At 34.3% G+C, this 19,261-nt stretch carries 9 protein-coding genes and 1 pseudogene; 5 read left to right on the forward strand and 5 right to left on the reverse strand.

Going from position 1 to position 19,261, the window contains the following annotated elements; all coding sequences use genetic code 11:
• Positions 1-7: 7 nt before the first annotated feature.
• The 3 genes and pseudogenes from OH814_RS03620 to OH814_RS03630 all read right to left on the reverse strand — a co-directional run bounded on the left by OH814_RS03620 (position 8) and on the right by OH814_RS03630 (position 4,329).
• On the reverse strand, positions 8-2,833 hold the full coding sequence (locus tag OH814_RS03620; RefSeq protein WP_308827141.1) for a TonB-dependent receptor: 2,826 nt from the start codon (positions 2,831-2,833) through the stop codon (positions 8-10).
• Positions 2,834-3,170: 337 nt separating this feature from the next.
• Positions 3,171-3,746 carry an XRE family transcriptional regulator gene (locus tag OH814_RS03625; protein ID WP_308827142.1) on the reverse strand — a complete coding sequence of 192 codons (576 nt, stop codon included), beginning with the start codon at positions 3,744-3,746 and terminating at the stop codon, positions 3,171-3,173.
• 110 nt (positions 3,747-3,856) lie between these two features.
• Positions 3,857-4,329, reverse strand: a pseudogene (locus OH814_RS03630) (recombinase family protein).
• Between the two features lie 331 nt (positions 4,330-4,660).
• Here OH814_RS03630 and OH814_RS03635 point away from each other — a divergent pair.
• From OH814_RS03635 to OH814_RS03645, 3 genes are read left to right on the forward strand one after another with little or no spacing between them, the layout of a single operon-like run.
• Positions 4,661-6,043: a T9SS type A sorting domain-containing protein gene (locus tag OH814_RS03635; RefSeq protein WP_308827143.1), complete on the forward strand. Its 1,383-nt coding sequence runs from the start codon at positions 4,661-4,663 to the stop codon at positions 6,041-6,043.
• Positions 6,044-6,053: 10 nt separating this feature from the next.
• A complete protein-coding gene (locus OH814_RS03640; protein ID WP_308827144.1) occupies positions 6,054-16,274 on the forward strand; it encodes an RHS repeat-associated core domain-containing protein in 10,221 nt (3,406 codons plus the stop codon).
• Complete coding sequence (locus OH814_RS03645) at positions 16,264-17,004, forward strand: hypothetical protein (RefSeq protein WP_308827145.1); 741 nt, start codon at positions 16,264-16,266, stop codon at positions 17,002-17,004. Before OH814_RS03640 ends, OH814_RS03645 begins: the two co-directional genes overlap by 11 nt.
• A 36-nt stretch (positions 17,005-17,040) precedes the next feature.
• On the opposite strand, the gene OH814_RS03650 is transcribed toward OH814_RS03645, so the two are convergent.
• Together OH814_RS03650 and OH814_RS03655 are read right to left on the reverse strand one after the other, a co-directional pair.
• Entirely contained in the window at positions 17,041-17,406 is a 366-nt protein-coding gene (locus OH814_RS03650; RefSeq protein WP_308827376.1) for a helix-turn-helix transcriptional regulator, read from the reverse strand.
• A gap of 82 nt (positions 17,407-17,488) precedes the next feature.
• Positions 17,489-17,635 (reverse strand): hypothetical protein, encoded by a 147-nt coding sequence (locus tag OH814_RS03655; RefSeq protein WP_308827146.1) that lies wholly within the window; start codon positions 17,633-17,635, stop codon positions 17,489-17,491.
• 578 nt (positions 17,636-18,213) lie between these two features.
• Between OH814_RS03655 and OH814_RS03660 the strand changes: the two genes are divergently transcribed.
• Positions 18,214-18,483, forward strand: a complete 270-nt coding sequence (locus OH814_RS03660; RefSeq protein ID WP_308827147.1) for a hypothetical protein — start codon at positions 18,214-18,216, stop codon at positions 18,481-18,483.
• A 234-nt stretch (positions 18,484-18,717) separates the two neighbouring features.
• Positions 18,718-18,945 carry a toprim domain-containing protein gene (locus OH814_RS03665; RefSeq protein WP_374990548.1) on the forward strand — a complete coding sequence of 76 codons (228 nt, stop codon included), beginning with the start codon at positions 18,718-18,720 and terminating at the stop codon, positions 18,943-18,945.
• The last annotated feature ends 316 nt before the right edge of the window (positions 18,946-19,261 follow it).

The raw sequence follows: 19,261 nt of genomic DNA on the forward strand, positions 1-19,261 counted from the left end.
CATAGTTTTAGAAATTAAGCTTTAACCCAATGTTTCCTCTTACACCGTAATATTCCACCTGTTCAGGTCTTTGCTCATCTTTTCCAAAATGATAAATCAAAGGTTTGTTCAGAATGTTGTTTACATCTGCAAAAACGGTGATGTTTTTATTGATTTGGTAAGAAGTTCCGAAGTCAAGATTACTGTATTTCCCATAATAAGAATCGTAAAGATCTTCTTCGGCGTATTCTACCGCAAATTTTCCTTTGTGATTGTATGCCAGTCGTGCATTAAATCCTTTTTTCTCGAAGAACAACTGGATATTATACAGTTCTTTCGCCTGGTAGGGGAGTTTCACCATTCTTCCACTGGGTTTTTCCATTTCAGAAGTCATAAAAGTTGCATTCAGTTGTGTTCCGAAATATTGCAGGAATCCCGGTAGAAAGTCAAATCTTCTGTTTATCCCCAATTCGATTCCGCCTAACCACGCCGCTTTACCGTTGTTGGGAGCACTGAATTGTACACCATTAATTCCATTATAATTTCCAATAAAAGAATCCTGGAAAATAGGATCTGTGATTGATTTATAGAAAACGCCACCGCTTAAAATCCCGACATTAGAGAAATAATATTCGCCCATTAAATCCAGATTGATAGAGTAGGTGGGGTTCAGGTTTGGATTTCCGCCTTTAAACTCATTATCTGCTTCAATGTATGTTCCACCCGGAGTAAGATCCCCGAAATTGGGTCTTGAAAAAGTACGTGTCGCTGCAAATCGTAGATTGGTCTTGTCGTTGATCATGTATTTAAGATGCAACATTGGCAAAACCGCAAGATAGTTTTTGACATTTTCTACAGGTATCAATACATCGTCAACAACATTGTAACCTTTTACTTTGGTATGGGTATTCGATAATCTCAATCCTCCTAAAATCGTTATTTTGTCATTAATTTTATACGTTCCCATGCCGTACGCATCGGCATGTTTTTCAAAAACAAAAAAATTTCTTCCTAATGCCTTATTATATTCAAGCGCTTCAGAATCTGTTTTGTTGATGGCTAAATTTCCCTGATTCTGGAACCAGAACTGATCCATCCCACCTGTTGAAAGTACCGGACCAAACGTGTTTCCTATATTTGCATTCATTTCGCTCAAATATTTCGTGGCACCGGGTTGAGTTGTGATATGCTGACCGAAATCTGATAATAATGGTGCAGTTCCGTTTGACCAGTTATAAAAAATATCAGAGAAGCGGGCGTTACGTTCCTTATCACGGTATTTTAATCCGTATTTTAAAGTTAATTGATCTGAGACATTTATTTCGTGGTTGAAACCAGCTACGATTTTATCTTTTTCCTGAACGTACACTTTATAAAACTCCAAATCTGTAAACCTCATCTGAGAAGCATCCATCTTAAAATTGGGGTTGCTGTAAAAACCAAATGAGGCATCTGGATCTTTGTAATCTAGTTTTCCGCCATCTGCCTTCCAATAAGCTCTCGGGCCGTTTCCCTTATCTGAAATATAATCCGGATTGATACCTACACCGCTTTGAGTGTATTTGATCACATAATAAGAATTATTTTGTTTATCCGGAATGTTGCCGTATTTAAAAAGGTTGTTATAGTAGGAAATATCCCAGTCAATTTTGCTTTTGTTCAGTTGGTGAACTCCGCCCAAAGAAACCGAAGTCAGTTCTGTGATCAGTAAATTATGGATATTCTGAAGTTCAACTCTTGCCGTATTGTTGGCAGCGCTGAATTTATCAAACCTTACTCTATGTTTGTAATGAGTTTCATCATCAGAAAGAGTTCCGTACATTCCTTTCAGGTATAACGTGCTTTTGGGAGATAATACATATTCTAAAGCAGCATTGGCTCCTGTAGTTTTTCTTACCCCATTGTAATCACGAAGTTCCATTCTGAAGACTCCTTCGTCACCACTTCTTCTTGCTTCAAAATTATCTGTTGACCAGTTTCTGATGAAGTGTGAAAAATTTACAAGATATCCGAATTTTTTATCTTTTGTTCTTCCTCCGTAAAGCAATCCAAGATTATAAACTCCTTTATCAGATTTTGCATTGTAACCTGTTCCTAGAGTTCCTCTGAACTCGGTTTTCATCGGAGGAGTTTTGGTGATAAAATTAACACCGCCGCCAATTCCGTCTGCTTCCATATCAGGAGTGAACGATTTATTCACGTGTACATAAGAAATCAATTCAGTAGGGAAAAAATCGAATGCGGTAGCTCTTGAAGTGGTTTCTTCTTCTGCGGTCGGAAGTCTGTTTCCATTAATGGTTGTGGAAGCCCAAAATGGCGGAAGTCCTCTTAGAGAAACAAATCTTCCCTCTCCCTGATCACGCTCGATGGACACACCCTGAACTCTCTGTACAGTTTCTGCTGCATTTCTGTCCGGTAGTTTTCCTATGCCGTCTGAAGCAATGACGTTTGAAATATTGATTGCATTTTTCTGCATATTCAGTGCACGGGCTTCACTGTTTTTCAAAGAACCAATTACTACAACTTCATCAATATTTTTCTGTTTCTGAAACATCGAAATAATTCCCAAATCCAGTGACTGATCTGAGATCAGGTCAACCGTTATATTTTGAGGTTCGTAGCCAATGTATGTAAATTGCAGATCGTAATGGCCTGGTTTAAGATCACTGACAGAGAATTTTCCGTCTACATCCGTAATGACAATTTTCGAACTGCCATTGATCTTAACGGTCGCACCGGGAAGTGGCTGGTTATTATCTGAAACTGTTCCCGTGACGATTTGTTTTTGTGCCGATACGAATATCGTACAGCAGGCAAAAAGAGGAAATAAAGAATTTTTTATAATTGCTCCCATTGTTTACATATATTAAATTTCTATTGCAAAACAACTCAATAATTTTAATATATGTAAATTTTAGATATTAATTTATATTTAATAAATAATGAATGATTGTTAACTCAATCTTACGGATTCAAGACGCAAATTGTATTAAAATTTTTATGTTTAACTGATTTAAAACGTTGATTATTATGGGTTTGTATTAATAAATGAAAAATGAACTGCCAGTGAGCAGTTCATTTTGTTTGATCTTTGGATATGGAATTTATGTGAACAGTCTTAAATATATGAAAGAATGAATTTTACTATTTGTAAACTTTTTTCTTAAAATAATAGAAAACTATATGTTTTTTTAGCTTTTATCTGAGTAAAAGTAAAGCACCAGCATCATACAATCTTCATCTGAAATACTGACCGGAACGTGTGGCAATTTTCCATTGAAATAAAGTGAATCACCTTCTTGCAGTTCAATTTCTTCATTATCAATAATATATTTCACTTTACCTTTAAGAATGTACTTAAATTCCCAGGCATCCGTAATTACTTTATCTCTTTTGGAGTTGGGTTGCAAGGTGAGTAATACTGCTTCAAACCCTAATGAATGGAGGCTTTTACTAAAAATATGCATATATTTAAAACCTTCAGCTTCCACTTCTTTTTCTATAACCTGCTGATTTTCTTTAGGTACAAAAATAAATTTTGCATTGGATTTTTTTTCAACACCTTCAAAAAAATAACTGGCATCAATGTCAAGAGACTGGATTAGTTCAAGCAAAACCGGCAATGAGGGAATCGTACGTCCATTCTCAATTCTGGAAACCAAACCATTGCTGACACTTGCTCTAGTAGCAAGATCGTTTATAGTAAGATTGTTTTTCTTTCGAATATCTTTTAGTCTTTTTCCAATACCTATTAGAAAGTCACTCATATTATTTACTGTTTCAGGCTTTTATTTATATTGACTGTAAAAATAACAAATAAATAAAATCTGAATGCGAAAAATGTTACAAATAGTAAACATTTCTAAAATTAAATATTTCAAAAGTAATAATTTTTTAATTCCCATTTTTTTATTTCTTGATCAGTATGATGATCAAGAATTTTAGCATACCTATAAAATGTTGCCCTGGTCAATCCTAAGGGTTTATAGATATCTTCCAGACGCATTGTTGGATGTTTATAAATTGAACGCAGAAGGATTGGCTTTGAAAGTGTTTTTGCAGGGTATTCCTTCGGTATTTCGCCAGTTCTCCCTCTTGCTCTTTCAGATTGCAATCCTGCATAGGTTCTATCTCTTATCAACTCCCTTCCGTACTCGGCAAGAGATGCCATAAGGTTTAAAAACAGACGACCATTAATCGTTGAAGTATCTACACCATCTACAAGACCTTTTATTATAATGCCTTTATCACTGAAACTTAAGACAAGATCAAAATATTTTTCAAACTTCTACCCAATCTGTCCAATCGCCACACATAAAGTTCGTCACCTTTCCTAAACTGTTCAATCATCTTATCGAGCTCCGGACGGTTTTTTGTTGTACCGGAAATTTCTCAAAATACAACCATTTAATTGTACAATACATTATGTGTAGAAAAAAATACGTCAAGTTATGTCGCTTTAGACTATTATTTTTACACGATAATTACCCTGAAAAAATTACATTTAACATATTTTAATATTTTTATTACTTTACCTTAATTATTTTATTACTTTTGCAACACTAATAACTAAATCACCATAATATGAAGCCAAAACATACAATATTTCCCTAACTTTTAGGAATTCTCTTCTTTTTTACTAAAAAATCCCATATAATAATATTAATACATAATCACTATTATGTCAAAACTTTTATGTTTAAAAACGACGTTGATACTCATACTCATGTGTTCATCGAATGTTTTCTCACAACTTGTCGGATCTGATGCTCAAATCTGGGAGAAATCTACTCTAGCTCCTCGCGAAGTTGCTAATCCTAAAGATGAAAACCTGCTCAACTTTCATTATGGAATTAAAGACAGGTTACTAAAAAAATATATAAAACACAGTAAAAATAAAAGTCATACTTTGAGTCTTGTTCATACTTTCAAGGAGGATGAAAAAATATGGGAAAATGATGATCAAAGAATATCCTTGAGTAATGATAAATATGAACGTAAAGAGTCTATAAAGACTGTAAAGATACAGAAGAGACCGAGCATATTTTCTTTTATTGGTAACGCTGAAAAATCGGACGGAAAATCAGATAGCCTGAAGATTAGGTTTGAAGATCAGAATCTGTACGAAATGATTTTCATCCCTAGAAAGGCAAAAGCGATGGATTTAAATAAGATTCACTCTTACCTGTCTATTAAATATGGGATTTCTTTGCAGAGAGGAAAATATTATGGCAGTGATGCGAAAGTGATTTGGGATCCTGAAAAACATAAAGAGTTCAAACATAGACCTACCGGCTTGGGAAGAGATGACGGAAATGAACTCTATCAAAAACAATCATCTAATGTTGAAGATCAATTTTTAACAATTGGAAAAACGGATATTAAGAAAACTAATACTGAAAACACAAGTCTTTTTGATCACAATAATTTCGTGATCTGGTCTGATGATGACAAAGCTATGAATACAAAAGCTGAAGGTAATTTCAAGATTCTTGAAAGGAACTGGAAAATTAATTTTATTGGCTCTACAATTCCTAAAAATGAGTATAAAATCAGGATAGATAAAAAAGTAATCAATCCTGATTCACTACCTATTGTTTACTGGATGTTTTTAAAGAATTCAGCCGGCGAAATTAAGAAGCTGCAAGGTGTGGAAAATGAAAATTATGTAGATTTCAATAAGGTTGACTTTAGCGAGGCTAAAGAAGGTGAAAATTATCAATATTTTACGTTTGCAGTAAGTCCATTAAGAGGATCTACTAAAGAAAATGAATCGAATTTGGGAGAGTCATCAGATGATCAAAATTTACTTTCATTGGATTTTAGTCAAATTATTCTTTATCCAAATCCTGTTAAAAAAGGTCAAAACTTCACCATAAAATTTCCTGAAATGGAAAACTTATCTATAGGTATCTATGATGGTGGAGGAAGACTGGTCAAATTGGAAAAAATAGATTATCATTCAAAATTTTACAGCAGCTCATTAATCATTCAAAGTTCTTATCTAATCACTTTAATCCAGAATGGAAAAGTAATTAAAACATTCAAATTAATTGTTGACTAAAAACCAAATCATGAAAATAAAATCAATAAAACTTCCTTTCACAAAGAAGTCAGTTCTTTTGGTATGCTTTTTTGCTATCATGTTCCTTTTTGCAAGTTTCACGAAGGAAGACAGACAACGTGTCAGAGAATGGAAAGAAAAATGGAATGGAACAAAAGCAGAAAATAATGATAGGTCTTCTGATTTTCCTCTTTTATCCCATTTAGCTGATGTCAGTAAATCTTTCATGAGTACTGAAAATAATGTTTTCCGAGACTACAATATAAACGATAGGGATTTTAATATTAAACCCATTAGTAATAATAATTCAGAAAATGTTCTCAGTAAAAGCATTGAGTATTCAGCATTTGAAAAAGAGGGATTAATCGGAGTTTTAACAGAAGGAGAAGAAGACTGGGTAAAAGATAATTTTTTTACGGTAAATATTTCTGCTAATCCAAATATGAATTCCCGGATTTTTCTTGAATATGAATTATTCGGATTGGCTTCATATCATTCTGCTTCAAGATCTGTAAATCATCATTTGGCGACAGGAGGTGAAATTATAATTCCATCTTCCGGATGGAGCCATCAAAAGGAAGAATTAAGCCATTCCATACTTAAAAGCGGTCTAAACAGCATCCTATTTACATCGCCAGCTTCAGGTGTGAAATACAAAGTCAGAAATCTAAAAATTTCTTATGAAACCAAAAGATTGATGGATGCAGAAAGTGAAATCACTGCATTATTATCTGGAAATATGCTATACGTAAAAGGTTTAAGTGATGGGCATGCATATGTTAATGGAAATATGGTTGGTTCAAATGCCGGTGAGTTTGAGAGAATACTTCAATTAACTGATACCGAATTAAGATCGGGAAAGTTTTCTGTTACCAGAGAAAATATTACTAAATATTATAATATTCCTGAAGATCAAAAATCCTTTAAAATAATTAATAATAATATTTACAGTTACAAAACAGTTCATTTTACCAACGACCAGCAGATTGATATAAATTATGAGGATATCAACCTAAAGGCAGATAAAGAAACTGCTGAATCTGCCTCTGTTGATATTTTAAAATTACGAACTAAAGATCTTCCGGCTGTGTCAGGAGGATTAAGAAATGTTACTCAAAATAATTCCGGTTACAGATTATCAAGAACAGGTAACCTTAAAAAGAATTTAAAGATCAGTATTCCCTATGATGAAAAAAAGCTTGGACTAACTTCTCCAAAGGATATAAAGGTTTTTTCTTTTGACTATGATAGGAAACAATGGAAGACTGAAACATCTACGGTTGTTGATGTTAAGACTAAGATGGTAACTTTTGAAGGAAATGGAGAAGGTGATTATATCAACGGTATTGTGTCTGCTCCTGAGTCTCCCCAACTGAATGCCGCTAATCCTACGGGAATTAGTGGTCTTAAAGCAGGAAATCCTACAGCAGCAATCTCATCTATCAACTCCCCTGTTCCTAATCACAAAGGAGATGCTAATGTTTCGCACCCTATTATAATTCCTTCTGGCAGAAGAGGAATGCAACCATCCCTTTCAGTTGGTTACAGCAGCTCTGCGGGTAACAGCTGGCTTGGTGAAGGTTGGGACGTAAACGGAATTTCTTCTATTACAATAGATACACGTTGGGGAAGTCCAAAATTTAACCCAACTTTTGAAACTGAACTATATTCAATGGATGGGGAAATGCTTGTATACGATGGTAACTATCTTCCGCATCGTCATAACAACATCAATGAAACAAGTACAGTATACACTACAAATCAACAGGAGAGAACTGCCTTGCTAACTAATGATAAAAAAGTATTCTTTTTAAGAAAAAATCACGATTTTACTAAAATAGAAAGATACGGTTCAAATCCGAAGCTTTATAGGTGGATTGTAACCTCTACGAATGGTACGAAAACATATTATGGAGGTGATGAAAATGGGGTAGTTAATGAAACTGTAATCAAAGATGGAAGTGGTAATATTATAAAGTGGAGTGTATTAAAAATAGAAGATGTGTACCAAAATAATATAAAGTTCGAATATGAGAATTTTGTATTATCTAACCAGTCTGGAGAAAATGAAAATCTCAATAATGGTGTGTATTTCCATATTAAAAAGATTATTTATACTGGACATGCCGGAAGCGATGGAAATTACTCAGTAAATTTTCAAAGAGAAAACTCTATTGTAAGACCAGATATTTCGATGCATGCAAAATCAGGGAGAAAAATCGTAGAACCTTACAGGCTTGAAAATATTGTTATTAAATATGATGATGAAGTAATCAGGAGATATAATTTACAATATACATCCGGTGAATTTTTCAAAACACTTTTGCATGATATCATCGAATATGACAGCAAAGATGAATTTACTAATCAACACCGTTTTGAGTATTATAATGACTTAGCTGAAAACGGAGCAAATTTCGGAGCAGATACAAATATTGACGGTGGTGGAGGTCATGATGCATTTCCTCTTCTTCCAAGTGGATTAAAGCCTTCAAAAATAGGAGCAAATAATATGTTTGAATGGGGAATACATGGTCGTGTCCCTGGTGTTGGACTGGACATTCTTCTTCCTGGTCCTTTTAGGACATATGGTCATATCATGGCATCTTTTAATATAGGTCATTCTGAGGCAGAAGCTAAAAAGTCGCAGGAGCTTATGGACTTTGATGGAGATGGAATTCCTGATCTTATTTATAGAAAAAGAAATGCAGGGCTTAGGTTTCGCCCTGGAAGTTTAAGCGGTTCAAACATTACTTTTGGTTCTGACAAGAATATTGAAAATCTAAACAGCAATTTTTCACTGACGAAAACCAAAACAAACAATATTGGATGGGATGCGGGAATACGTGTTTTCAGCCTTGGATTTAATTATTCACAGATGTGGTCAACTAGTAAAAGTGATACACAATCATTTATTCTGGATGCCAATTCGGATGGCGTAATGGATGTTGTTAAAGATGGGCAAGTACTCTTTGGCCGAAGAAATCATTCTAATGGAAATGTCGAAATGACCCAGTTCAGTGATACGACTGAAAATATGGTCATAGTTGCAGATGCACTTACACAGCACAATACACCTCTTGAAGGTCAATGGCAGGACGTAGTATCAAACGATGTAGTCAAAGTGTGGGTAGCTCCGCGTGATGGGTTTGTTGAATTCAGTGATGTTGTAAATATTCAAAATACTTCAGGTGCAAAATCTGACTATTCTGTAGAAATGCTAAATCCTGATGACCCTACAAAAAATGTAAGGATTTACCTTAAAACTCTGAACGCTGGAATGGCCTCTGAAAACATTTTGATTTCAAAGTATAATGATTATTTCTCAGCAATCCAAGTTCTGTCCCCGCCTAATTCAAATAACCATTTGGCAATAAATAATGGAAACTATTTAAAGGTTAAATCAGGAGAGAAAATTTTTGTCAGGTTGCACTACAATGAGAATGCAAACTATAAAGTTTTATCAAACCCTAAAATAAGGTATGTCAATACAGATATTTCTGCTGTAGAAATGCCTTTTTATCAACAGGATGGTTATGATATGAACAGTGGGTATTATTCAGATAATTATTTTTTGAACAATCACACAAAACCATTGCAAATTGATTCACCCGGAAATGTTCTGATTAGTGTACCCAGCGTTAATTTCCCATTTTCCACAGATGACATAAAGTTTAAAATTGTAAAGACCGATCCTGCTGGTAATGAAACTATTTTATATAACCAAACTTACCCGCAGAGTAATAGTTCTTTTACTACCACACCATTAGCTAACAACATTCCAAATGTAACAAACCTTAATTTTGGTGGTAATGATGTCCCTTCGGTGATCAGATTTGTGGTAGAAACAGATTCGCATACCTCTTTTAAAGATAGTAACTGGAATAAGATTTCGGTCCACTATACCCCAACAGGAAGTTTTCAAAAGTTACTTTATCCTGTTGCAGAATACCCTTCGTTTTATATAACAGAACTAAATAAACAAATTAGTGTAACAGAAAGCCAATCTACGCCTCCAGTAGGAATTCAGGAATACAAAATTGAATTAAATAAAAGTAATTTTTCCAATGCGGGATTAACAAAAGGAACATTCTATTACATTGTAAAAAGAGGTAATCAAACTTTGGCTAAACGAAGAATAATTAACCCTATGAATTCCACAACATGTGTGGAGTTGGACATAACTTCTAATCAGATAGTCAATGGACTGAGCCCAATTAGTTTCTTTACAGGAAATGCTGCAACTGCTGCACCTGGAGATGGCAGAATCAGCGTCCAGATATATTGCCTTTCTGAATCTGACTACAAGTTTTATAAGGAATACAGTAATTTATATCAGAACAAACCTTTTAATCTATTTTATGGTTCTTCCAATACCGTCTTTGGTTCAGTAAATCACACCTCGGTAAATTCTTCCGCTCTCGAAAAAGTAGGACAGTTCTATCATAATTGGAGTCAATTCCTTTACAATGAATATGCGGATGTGATCACTTCAACAAATGCTGATGGCTTTATATTGAATCCTGCAACACCATCTGATGAATATGGAAGATTAATTAATCTCGCATCTTTAAAAGGTGTAGAACCGCCGATTTCTATGAGTTTTCCGGCATGTGAAAATTTACCGACTCAACAGGAAACCGCAGAATGTATTGTTCAGCAGATTAACAACTCAGGTTATTATCAGAATCCTGCCAATTTTAATCCTGAACCTATTAAACCAATGGATCCTTACCTAATAAGTGGCAGAATAACTGCGCCCAATGGAGGACAAGCCATAGGATATTTTGAAAAATGGATTGGAGTTGGACCTGAACAATACTCATCGGCTGATGGGTTCAGAGATGATGAATCAGTCAGCACATTTTTTAATCCTCAGACTGCTAATCCCGATCTCCCAGACACTTTTATTATTCAGGGTGATGTAGATACAAAAATGTATGGAATCAATAAAAAATATTACAGTAAAACCAGAACAAATACCTTAAGTGGAAGTCTTGCCGGTGCAGGATTAAGTAATGTTAACTCAAATTTAGTGGGTGATGGAAATATTACTCTTCAGGATTTTATGGATCTTAACGGAGATGGTTATCCTGATGCAGTGTATAAAGATGCAATGCAGACAACAAATGCAACGGGTGGACACCGTCCAATACATGGACCATTGGTAAATGCATATATTTCAAATACAAATAGTTACATGAATACGAACGGCGCACAATTTTCCACTGGAACGATTGCTGCAGCTGCTTCTGCACTAAAGAATGGAGAAATCATAAGTTCGTCATCAGCTTATGATTATATTCCAAGTGATGCTATGCAGAGTGGTAATGAAAGTAATTCATCTTTTTCTGTAAGCATAAATACAAATTATGATGCCAATGATTCCGGTGAATCCTTCTGGCTGGATATAAATGGCGATGGAATGCCCGACAGAGTTACAGGCGGCGGAACGTCGGCAATGAAATTTTATCTTAATTTAGGAAATAGTCTGGATGGAGGCCATAGTTTCAATAATGCTGAAACCTATTCTTCAGGTCCTGTTTCTTCTTTCGGCTTAGGATTTAATTTTGATTTTTCGGGTCTTACTTCCCTACCAGTAAATATAGGCTTATCTGCTTCGTATGCATTGGGATCATCTAAATCTACTTTTGAAGATATTAACGGAGATGGTTTGACAGATATTTTACTTATTGGTTCCAATCAGACCAGCGTTAAATACAATTTAGGGAATAAATTTTCATCACCCGTCGTACTGTCAAAAACTGGCAGTGGGATTGATTATAATAATGAAGCCAAGACGTATAGAGGTGGTATTAATATTGGTGGGGGGTACTACAAGACGATACCAATCGTATGGTGGCCATTGTTTCCTTTCCCAATCATTTATCTTAAAATAGGTGGTGATGCCTCTGCTAATGTAGGGCTATCAATTGCTGAAGTTGATAAATCATTTAAAGATATGAATGGGGATGGTTTTGCGGATCTCGTTATCTCTCAGAATGATGGTTTTGTTGTAAACTATTCCCTAGTTGGAAAAACAAACAAACTGAAAACAGTGATAAGAAATGCCGGTGTAAATAACGATCTGAAACCAACCAGTATTTTCACAATAGATTACGAATTCAATAAGCCAACTTATAACGACCCTAACGGAAGATTGGTGATGAAAGAGGTAAATTATCTTAATCCTGATGCTATGTCTCTATATCATCTTGTTTCTACTCCGGGAAAAGATATGGTAACAAGATTTAGATATCAAAATTCGCAATATAACAGAAGAGAGAGAGAATATTTTGGTTTCGAAAAAGTAATCTCTGAGCAAATGAATTCTTCTGTAGTTTACAGACGTAATGAGGATACATATAATAACAATAATTATTTCTTAAATGGACTTGTTTTACGCAGTGAAGCTTATAACGGAACGGGATCTACTATGTTGTCGAGGACTATCAATAGGTATACACTGCATAAATTTATCAATAACAATACTGTAATTGACCTGAATTCTTTATCATATACATTCGATAATGGGGGCACTGAAGGAAGAAAGATGGCCACAGTATTACTTGACCGTAAGACAATCACAAATTATGACACTGGTGGTATGGTAAGTACCGACGTGAACTTTACATATAATAACCAACAACAGTTGGTCAATTATCAATACATAAGCCCTTCTTCCAGTTACAATTCGGAAATAACTTATCATGTTTTAAATAACAATATACTAAATGTACCAAAAAATATAAAAGTTTACAGTGGAACCACCACTTCCACGATGATGAGACAGCGTGACTGTAGAGTTTATCCAAATACTGGCGATATCCAATCGATATCGATACAACTTAATAGTTATGAGAATGCCGTAAGCAAATACATATACGATGTTTATGGTAATATTATAGAAGTTACGAATCCTTCTAATGAAAATTCCCAACGATATGTTGTAAGTTACGATTATAATGCGGCTCCTTATAAATATCCGGTAAAAGTACGTGACAGTTTTGGTATTGAATCTTTTGCAGAATATGACCCAAGATTTGATGTTCCTACAAAAACTATTGATACAGGAGGGAACAGTATTGAATACACTTATGATGCAAAAGGAAGGATGTCATCAATATTAGCGCCTTATGAGAATGGTGTTAGTCCTTATACTGTTAAATATTCATATGGCTTTTGGAGTTCTCTGGGTGAAAATTACAATAACTCGTCGAACAATCCAATGATTTATTATGCCAGAACAGAGAATTTTGATCCTCAAAACCCTTCCAACCCTATTGAAACTTTTTCAATAGTAGATGGTCTGAATCGTACTGTGCAGGTGAAAAAAGATATTGAGATTGCTGGGTCAGAAAAAGTTTCAGTTTCTGGTATAATCATGTATGATTCTTTGGGAAGAGCAATTCAACAATACCATCCGGTAGTTGAAGATAAAGACCCATATGGATATGGATGTGCAAACTGTGCTATAAATCCTAATCCCTCATCTTATTATTCCTCTACTACCTACGATGTTTATGATCGTCCTTTAACATCTGTAGATGAAGATGGTCATGTTGCAAACATGAGTTATTTGATTGATAACAATACTTATAAAACAATTGCAACTCAAATGCAAAATGCTATAACACAACTGCAGTCAGAGTCAATAAAAGACGCAGATGGCAGAGCAATCAATACGAGTTCTTACATTGGAGGGACTGCTTTGCAGACTATGTATACATACAATAACATTGGAGAATTGAAAACTGTCACAGATCCTGAAGGAACAGTGACTTACTATGATTATGATTTGGCAGGAAGAAAAGTTTCAGTAAATCATCCTGATCGTGGAATATCTGAATTTACTTATGACTCTGCAAGCAATCTGACACAAGTTAATACTGCAAATGGTGCAGAGATAAAATACATTTATGATTATAACCGCTTAACAGAGATTTCGTTTCCTGATCTTCCGACAGGTTCTAACCCATCGAATGCATATTACAAATATGCTCCTAACAATTCTGGAAATAATACAGGAAGAATTATTTATAAAAGTGATAATTCTGGAGACGTTAGTTTTGAATATGGAATGATGGGCGAAGTTATCAGTGAGAATCGAAATGTTACAGGCTTTCAGATTCCGACCATGAATTTTATGACGAAATTTGAGTATGATAGCTGGAACAGGATCAGAAGTATTGTCTACCCTGATGGAGAGGCTTTACTCTATGAATATAACTTAGGAGGAAACCTTAAAAGAATGGTTAATAGTAAAAATTATGAGTACATAAAAGATATCGAATATGACCATTATGATCAGAGAACTTCCATTTTATATGGGAATGATACAAGATCTGACTATACTTATATTCCGACCAGTCGAAATTTGGATAATCATATATTGAAGAATAATGTTAACAATCAATTACTCAATAATTCGTATTCATATGATTACGTTGATAATATTACATCTGTCAATAATACAGCACCGAAATCGCCGAATAATATGGCCGGAGCTTATCAGTACCTCTACCAGTATGATCAGATGAACAGGCTTTCTTATGCAAGCGGAGAATTGACAAGTCCTCAGGTAAACTATGCAGTATCAAATGCATCCTTTAATCTTAATATGACCTATAATTCTTCCGGATCTATTCAGAAAAAACAGCAACAGCACATCCAGGATTCAAACATTAATCCATTGAATACTTACGAAAATATATATCATTATATAAGCGGAACTCACAAAATAAATGGGATTGATGATATGCAGACCGGTAATACAGAAAGTTTCGTGTATGATTCTAATGGTAATATTACTGAGCATCAGACCCCAAACAATTTAATAAGAATGTTCTGGGATGAAAGTGATAGACTTAAAGCTTATAATGACACCGATACCGGCGTCTATCAGTATTATGTTTACGACGATAAGGGAGAACGAGTAATCAAGTATGATCTTCAGACAGGAGCAGAGCTCTATCAAAATGGAGCTTTGATAGACGGAAATATGATACTGAATAATTATAAGATTTATCCTAACCCATATGTGGTGTTAACCCATGCATCAATTTATTCTAAACATTATTATGCGGGTTCTCAAAGAGTGGCAAGTCGTCTTCTGGATGGAGCAGGACAGTTTGTCCAGCAGAATCGTCAAGCAGGTAAAGAGAAGTCTTCTGATTCCGTTGATGCAGAAGCTGATTTTTACTTATATTTGAAAAAAGCAGGTTATGATACTTCGAAATTGGAAAACGAATATGCTAAAAACCAATCCGCAGTAGCTGATGTATATTATTACCATGGTGATCATCTCGGTTCTTCAACATATATAACAAATTCAGCTGCTGAAACTACTCAATTTTTCCTAAATTTACCATTCGGAGAAACCATGGCAGAGCAGATGACTGGTGTTTATGATAATCCGTATAAATTTAATGCCAAGGAATTGGATAGTGAGACAGGATTGTATTACTATGGTGCAAGATATTATAACCCAAGATTGAGTTTTTGGAATAGTGTTGACCCACTGGCAGAGAAGATGCCGAGCTGGTCGCCGTATGTATACACATTCAATAATCCTGTGCGTTATACAGATCCAGATGGAAGAGAACCTGAGCATATTGATCCAAGTAAGATTTTTGCAAAGAATAAAGATGGCTCTTATAAAAACCCTGGTTTAGTTAAAGCATGGAATCACTATGCGACATCTAAAGAAGGAATTGCTTTTCTCTCAAAATATGCGGCTCCTAATCAGAAAGTAGCGGGTGTTCAATACAGAAAAGATGGAGGAGAATATCATAATAAAGGTGTTGATTTAATTGTTGGAGATTTCGGACTTACAAAGGATTATAATTCTAAAAATCTTTTACCGGCAAGCGGAATGACTGTTGATAAGATAACTCAAGATGGTGTTGATATAACTGTTGATATATTAGGTTCTGGTAGTGCATATTCAAATTTAGAAACTATTATACATGAAACAGTAATTCATGCTGAAAAAAGTGCAATTGATTATTCTGACAACAAAAAATTAGATCAGTCAGCGGGTTATGATAAAGATTTAGTAAACTTTGGAAAGAAAAACAATTATTCTAAAAGATATTATGACCATTATCAGGAAAGAAGAGACGATAAAAGGCTAAAAATAGGAGTACCTATTATTAAATCTTTCAATCAAAAGAATAATATAAAAAAGAGTGATGCTGATATAAAAAAAGATATGAGTTATGGAGATTAATAACAAAATTTATTTCATAGGAATTTTTCTTTCTTTATTTAGTTGTTCAAAACGTGATGAAAATGTTATTTTCGTTCAAGAGAACAGTAAAAATCATTCAAAATATAATTTTATTATTAACAATAATTTAAACTTCCCGATAAAAAAAGATTCAACTAATCATATATTAAAAAAAGATACATTATACTTGAAATATGAGAATGAGCTTGTAAAATATCATAAATTAGATCTTGGAGATATTAGTGCAATTAATTATGATACTATATATATATCTTTTAAAAATATAATTGATAGCCCTTTTAATTTTAATTATGATATGAATATATCTTCAAATGGTCAAGTATCAGTTAAAGTTTATGGTTACGAGGGAAATCAAGAAATGTCTTTAATAATGACGAAACCATTCGAAGATTGGGTTTATTATACTTTAAAAGACTTCAATAAGTGGGATGAATTTTATGGGACAAAATCAGCAGATGATAAGTCCGAAATGATAATAATATTGAAGAATAAAAATAAAAGTAAATTGGTTTATGGAGATTTAAATGCCTTGCCTTCTAGAATACAATTACTATCTTTTGTTTTAGAAGTCTATTTGAAGCAGAGTTTTACAAGTAAGAATTTCACGAAAGTAACAAATGATTTTCCTTCTGAGGATTCATTAAAGTTTTATTCTCAAAAAACAGGTATTGGAAAAGGAAGAATTCCACCACCGCCAACAAAAAAATAAAAACAACAAACCCTCGCAAAAGCGAGGGTTTATGGTTTATAATGCCGCCACATTTTTATTAAAAAAGTCTTTAAATTTAGATTTAGTGAGCATCCCGTCGATAATGCGATAGATTGCGTTTTTATCTTCCTCTTCCAGCTGGTCAATCATTTTTAAGCGTTCGTTCAAATCTTTGTTCTCAATCGTTACTTCGGTTGGGATATCGCCCTCATAATTTACAATTTGGTCGATAGTCATTGAGAAAAGTTTGGCGATTTTGTCAAGAGCTTCAATAGAAAGTTCTCGTTCCCCTTTTTCCGTTTTATTGTAATTGGCAGGATGCAGACCAGCTGCTAATGCTACTACCTTTTGGAGCAAACCTCTTTGCTCTCTAATTTTTTTTATGTTCAGACCTATTTGCAGTTTCCTCGGATGTTGCCGTGATCAGGGAGTTCCTGCTCCTGTTCTCCTTTTTCAGGATCGATCATTTGATCTAGATTGTTCTCTAAGATTTTCTGTAGATTTTAAAATCCAATGCCCGTTTGCAGGCATTGATCAATCGCTCTCTGCCTACTTTTTTTTCGAAGTTCAAAATTCCTAAACAGCTTTTGTAGGCTTGTTCAGGATGATTCCTGTTTTCAATAATTTGCATGATGTACTCATTGACTGCATCATCAATACTGCCTGCCCATTCAAGGAACCTTGCCGCACTCCATCCGGCTACAAATTTGTGGGTGCTGGCTAAATGTTCCGTAATGGTGGTATAGACATAAGGCTTGTAATTCCCCTTGTGTATTGCAATTCTATTTTTTTCGGTGTTGCCATAATTAAAATTACTCTTTTTATGAAAACACTCCTTAAATTTTTAATGTCTAATGTCCACTTTTTGCTGACGATTTACAGTCAAGGCCATTTCTTCGGTATCTTCAGGTAAACACATCTTAAATAATTTCAAAGATCTCAAACATACTATTTGTTACACCAAAATTCAGAATATTCTCTTCAAAATATAATGGACAAATCATATTTACTTTGTGCTTAATTTTTCAGCTCCAAATAGAAAAGAATTTGTTTATTAAAAAAAGAACGTTTATAAAAATGACTTGTAGGATTAAAAACCAGATGCAATAGCATAATTCTAATCAAATTTGCATTCGCATTTAGTTTGCAAATTTTCGCCTGTACTTTACGTTTTCGCATTTACTAAGCAAATTTACAAAAAGTATCAATGTGATAGATTTTATAATGCATAGGGAAAATCTGAGCAAGCACGAAGCGATAAAAAAAGCTCAAGAGATTTTAAACACGAATTCCGGAAATCTAACAGTAAGCAGAGAACAATTTTTAACGAATATCTTCACTTATTTTAGAAATGCCATCAACAACTCAAAACCTGCCAAGGAATATTGGATAAAAGAGGGCTTGATTTTACGAGAACAGAAATCGGCTACAACTCTGCCCAATTCCATCACGGTGAACGAAAAACTGAAGAGTTATTAAAACAAGTTTTAGAAGTTGGTATATTGCAAGACAAGGGACTCATCAACAGCAGAACCGGAGAAAAGGGCTACAGCCCCTCTGCGAAATGGTGTCTCTGCTTTGCGCTTAGAAATCGGAAGAACCAAGTTACAGGGCTGTACTTCCGTTACATCTTTAACGATGACAAGTACAAGCATTACTATCTGAAAGACGTGAAAGCCTGCTCCAAATGCAAGAATCAGCGACAATTACAGCATGATAAGCTGTTTTGGAACGAAAGGACTTACCGACAAGATAGCCGAAGCCAGCAGCCATTTAAAGGAACTTGAGGAAATCATCTTCTGTTTTGATAACGATGATGCAGGAAAGAAAGCGGTCAAGAAATATGCAGAAGAATTTAAGAATTTCAAAGTATCTACAGTTGAACTTCCGAGCAAAGATGTCAACGAGGCCCTGCAACTGTGCGATGAAATATCTTTATAAAACTGTTGGAAAAACGGAAACGTATTTTTGTCGAGAGCCTCGACACGCAGTTAAATAGAAAACCTGTTGAATCTGTAAAGCCAACACCACTGCAAACTGTAGATTATATCAATGATTCCTTAATAAAATCGATTAAAATATAAAAAGGTATGATTATTAGTGGATTACATATTTTCAGTAATAAAAATACATATTAATCAGTATCATATTTGTACCATAAAATTATAACTCTTTGATATTCATATATAGTTATTTTCGAAGAAGTAAAATAATTATTGATTAGCAATAATCGCTACATATTATAAACCGCTTTAGA

The sequence above is a fragment of the Chryseobacterium sp. CFS15 genome (assembly GCF_031118795.1).
GTDB lineage: Bacteria > Bacteroidota > Bacteroidia > Flavobacteriales > Weeksellaceae > Chryseobacterium > Chryseobacterium indoltheticum.

Coding starts and splice junctions, on each gene's coding strand:
- OH814_RS03645 (WP_308827145.1), top strand. CDS start 16,264: ATGGAGATTAATAACAAAATTTATTTCATAGGAATTTTTCTTTCTTTA.
- OH814_RS03625 (WP_308827142.1), bottom strand. CDS start 3,746: ATGAGTGACTTTCTAATAGGTATTGGAAAAAGACTAAAAGATATTCGA.
- OH814_RS03640 (WP_308827144.1), top strand. CDS start 6,054: ATGAAAATAAAATCAATAAAACTTCCTTTCACAAAGAAGTCAGTTCTT.
- OH814_RS03665 (WP_374990548.1), top strand. CDS start 18,718: ATGATAAGCTGTTTTGGAACGAAAGGACTTACCGACAAGATAGCCGAA.
- OH814_RS03620 (WP_308827141.1), bottom strand. CDS start 2,833: ATGGGAGCAATTATAAAAAATTCTTTATTTCCTCTTTTTGCCTGCTGT.
- OH814_RS03655 (WP_308827146.1), bottom strand. CDS start 17,635: ATGCAAATTATTGAAAACAGGAATCATCCTGAACAAGCCTACAAAAGC.
- OH814_RS03635 (WP_308827143.1), top strand. CDS start 4,661: ATGTCAAAACTTTTATGTTTAAAAACGACGTTGATACTCATACTCATG.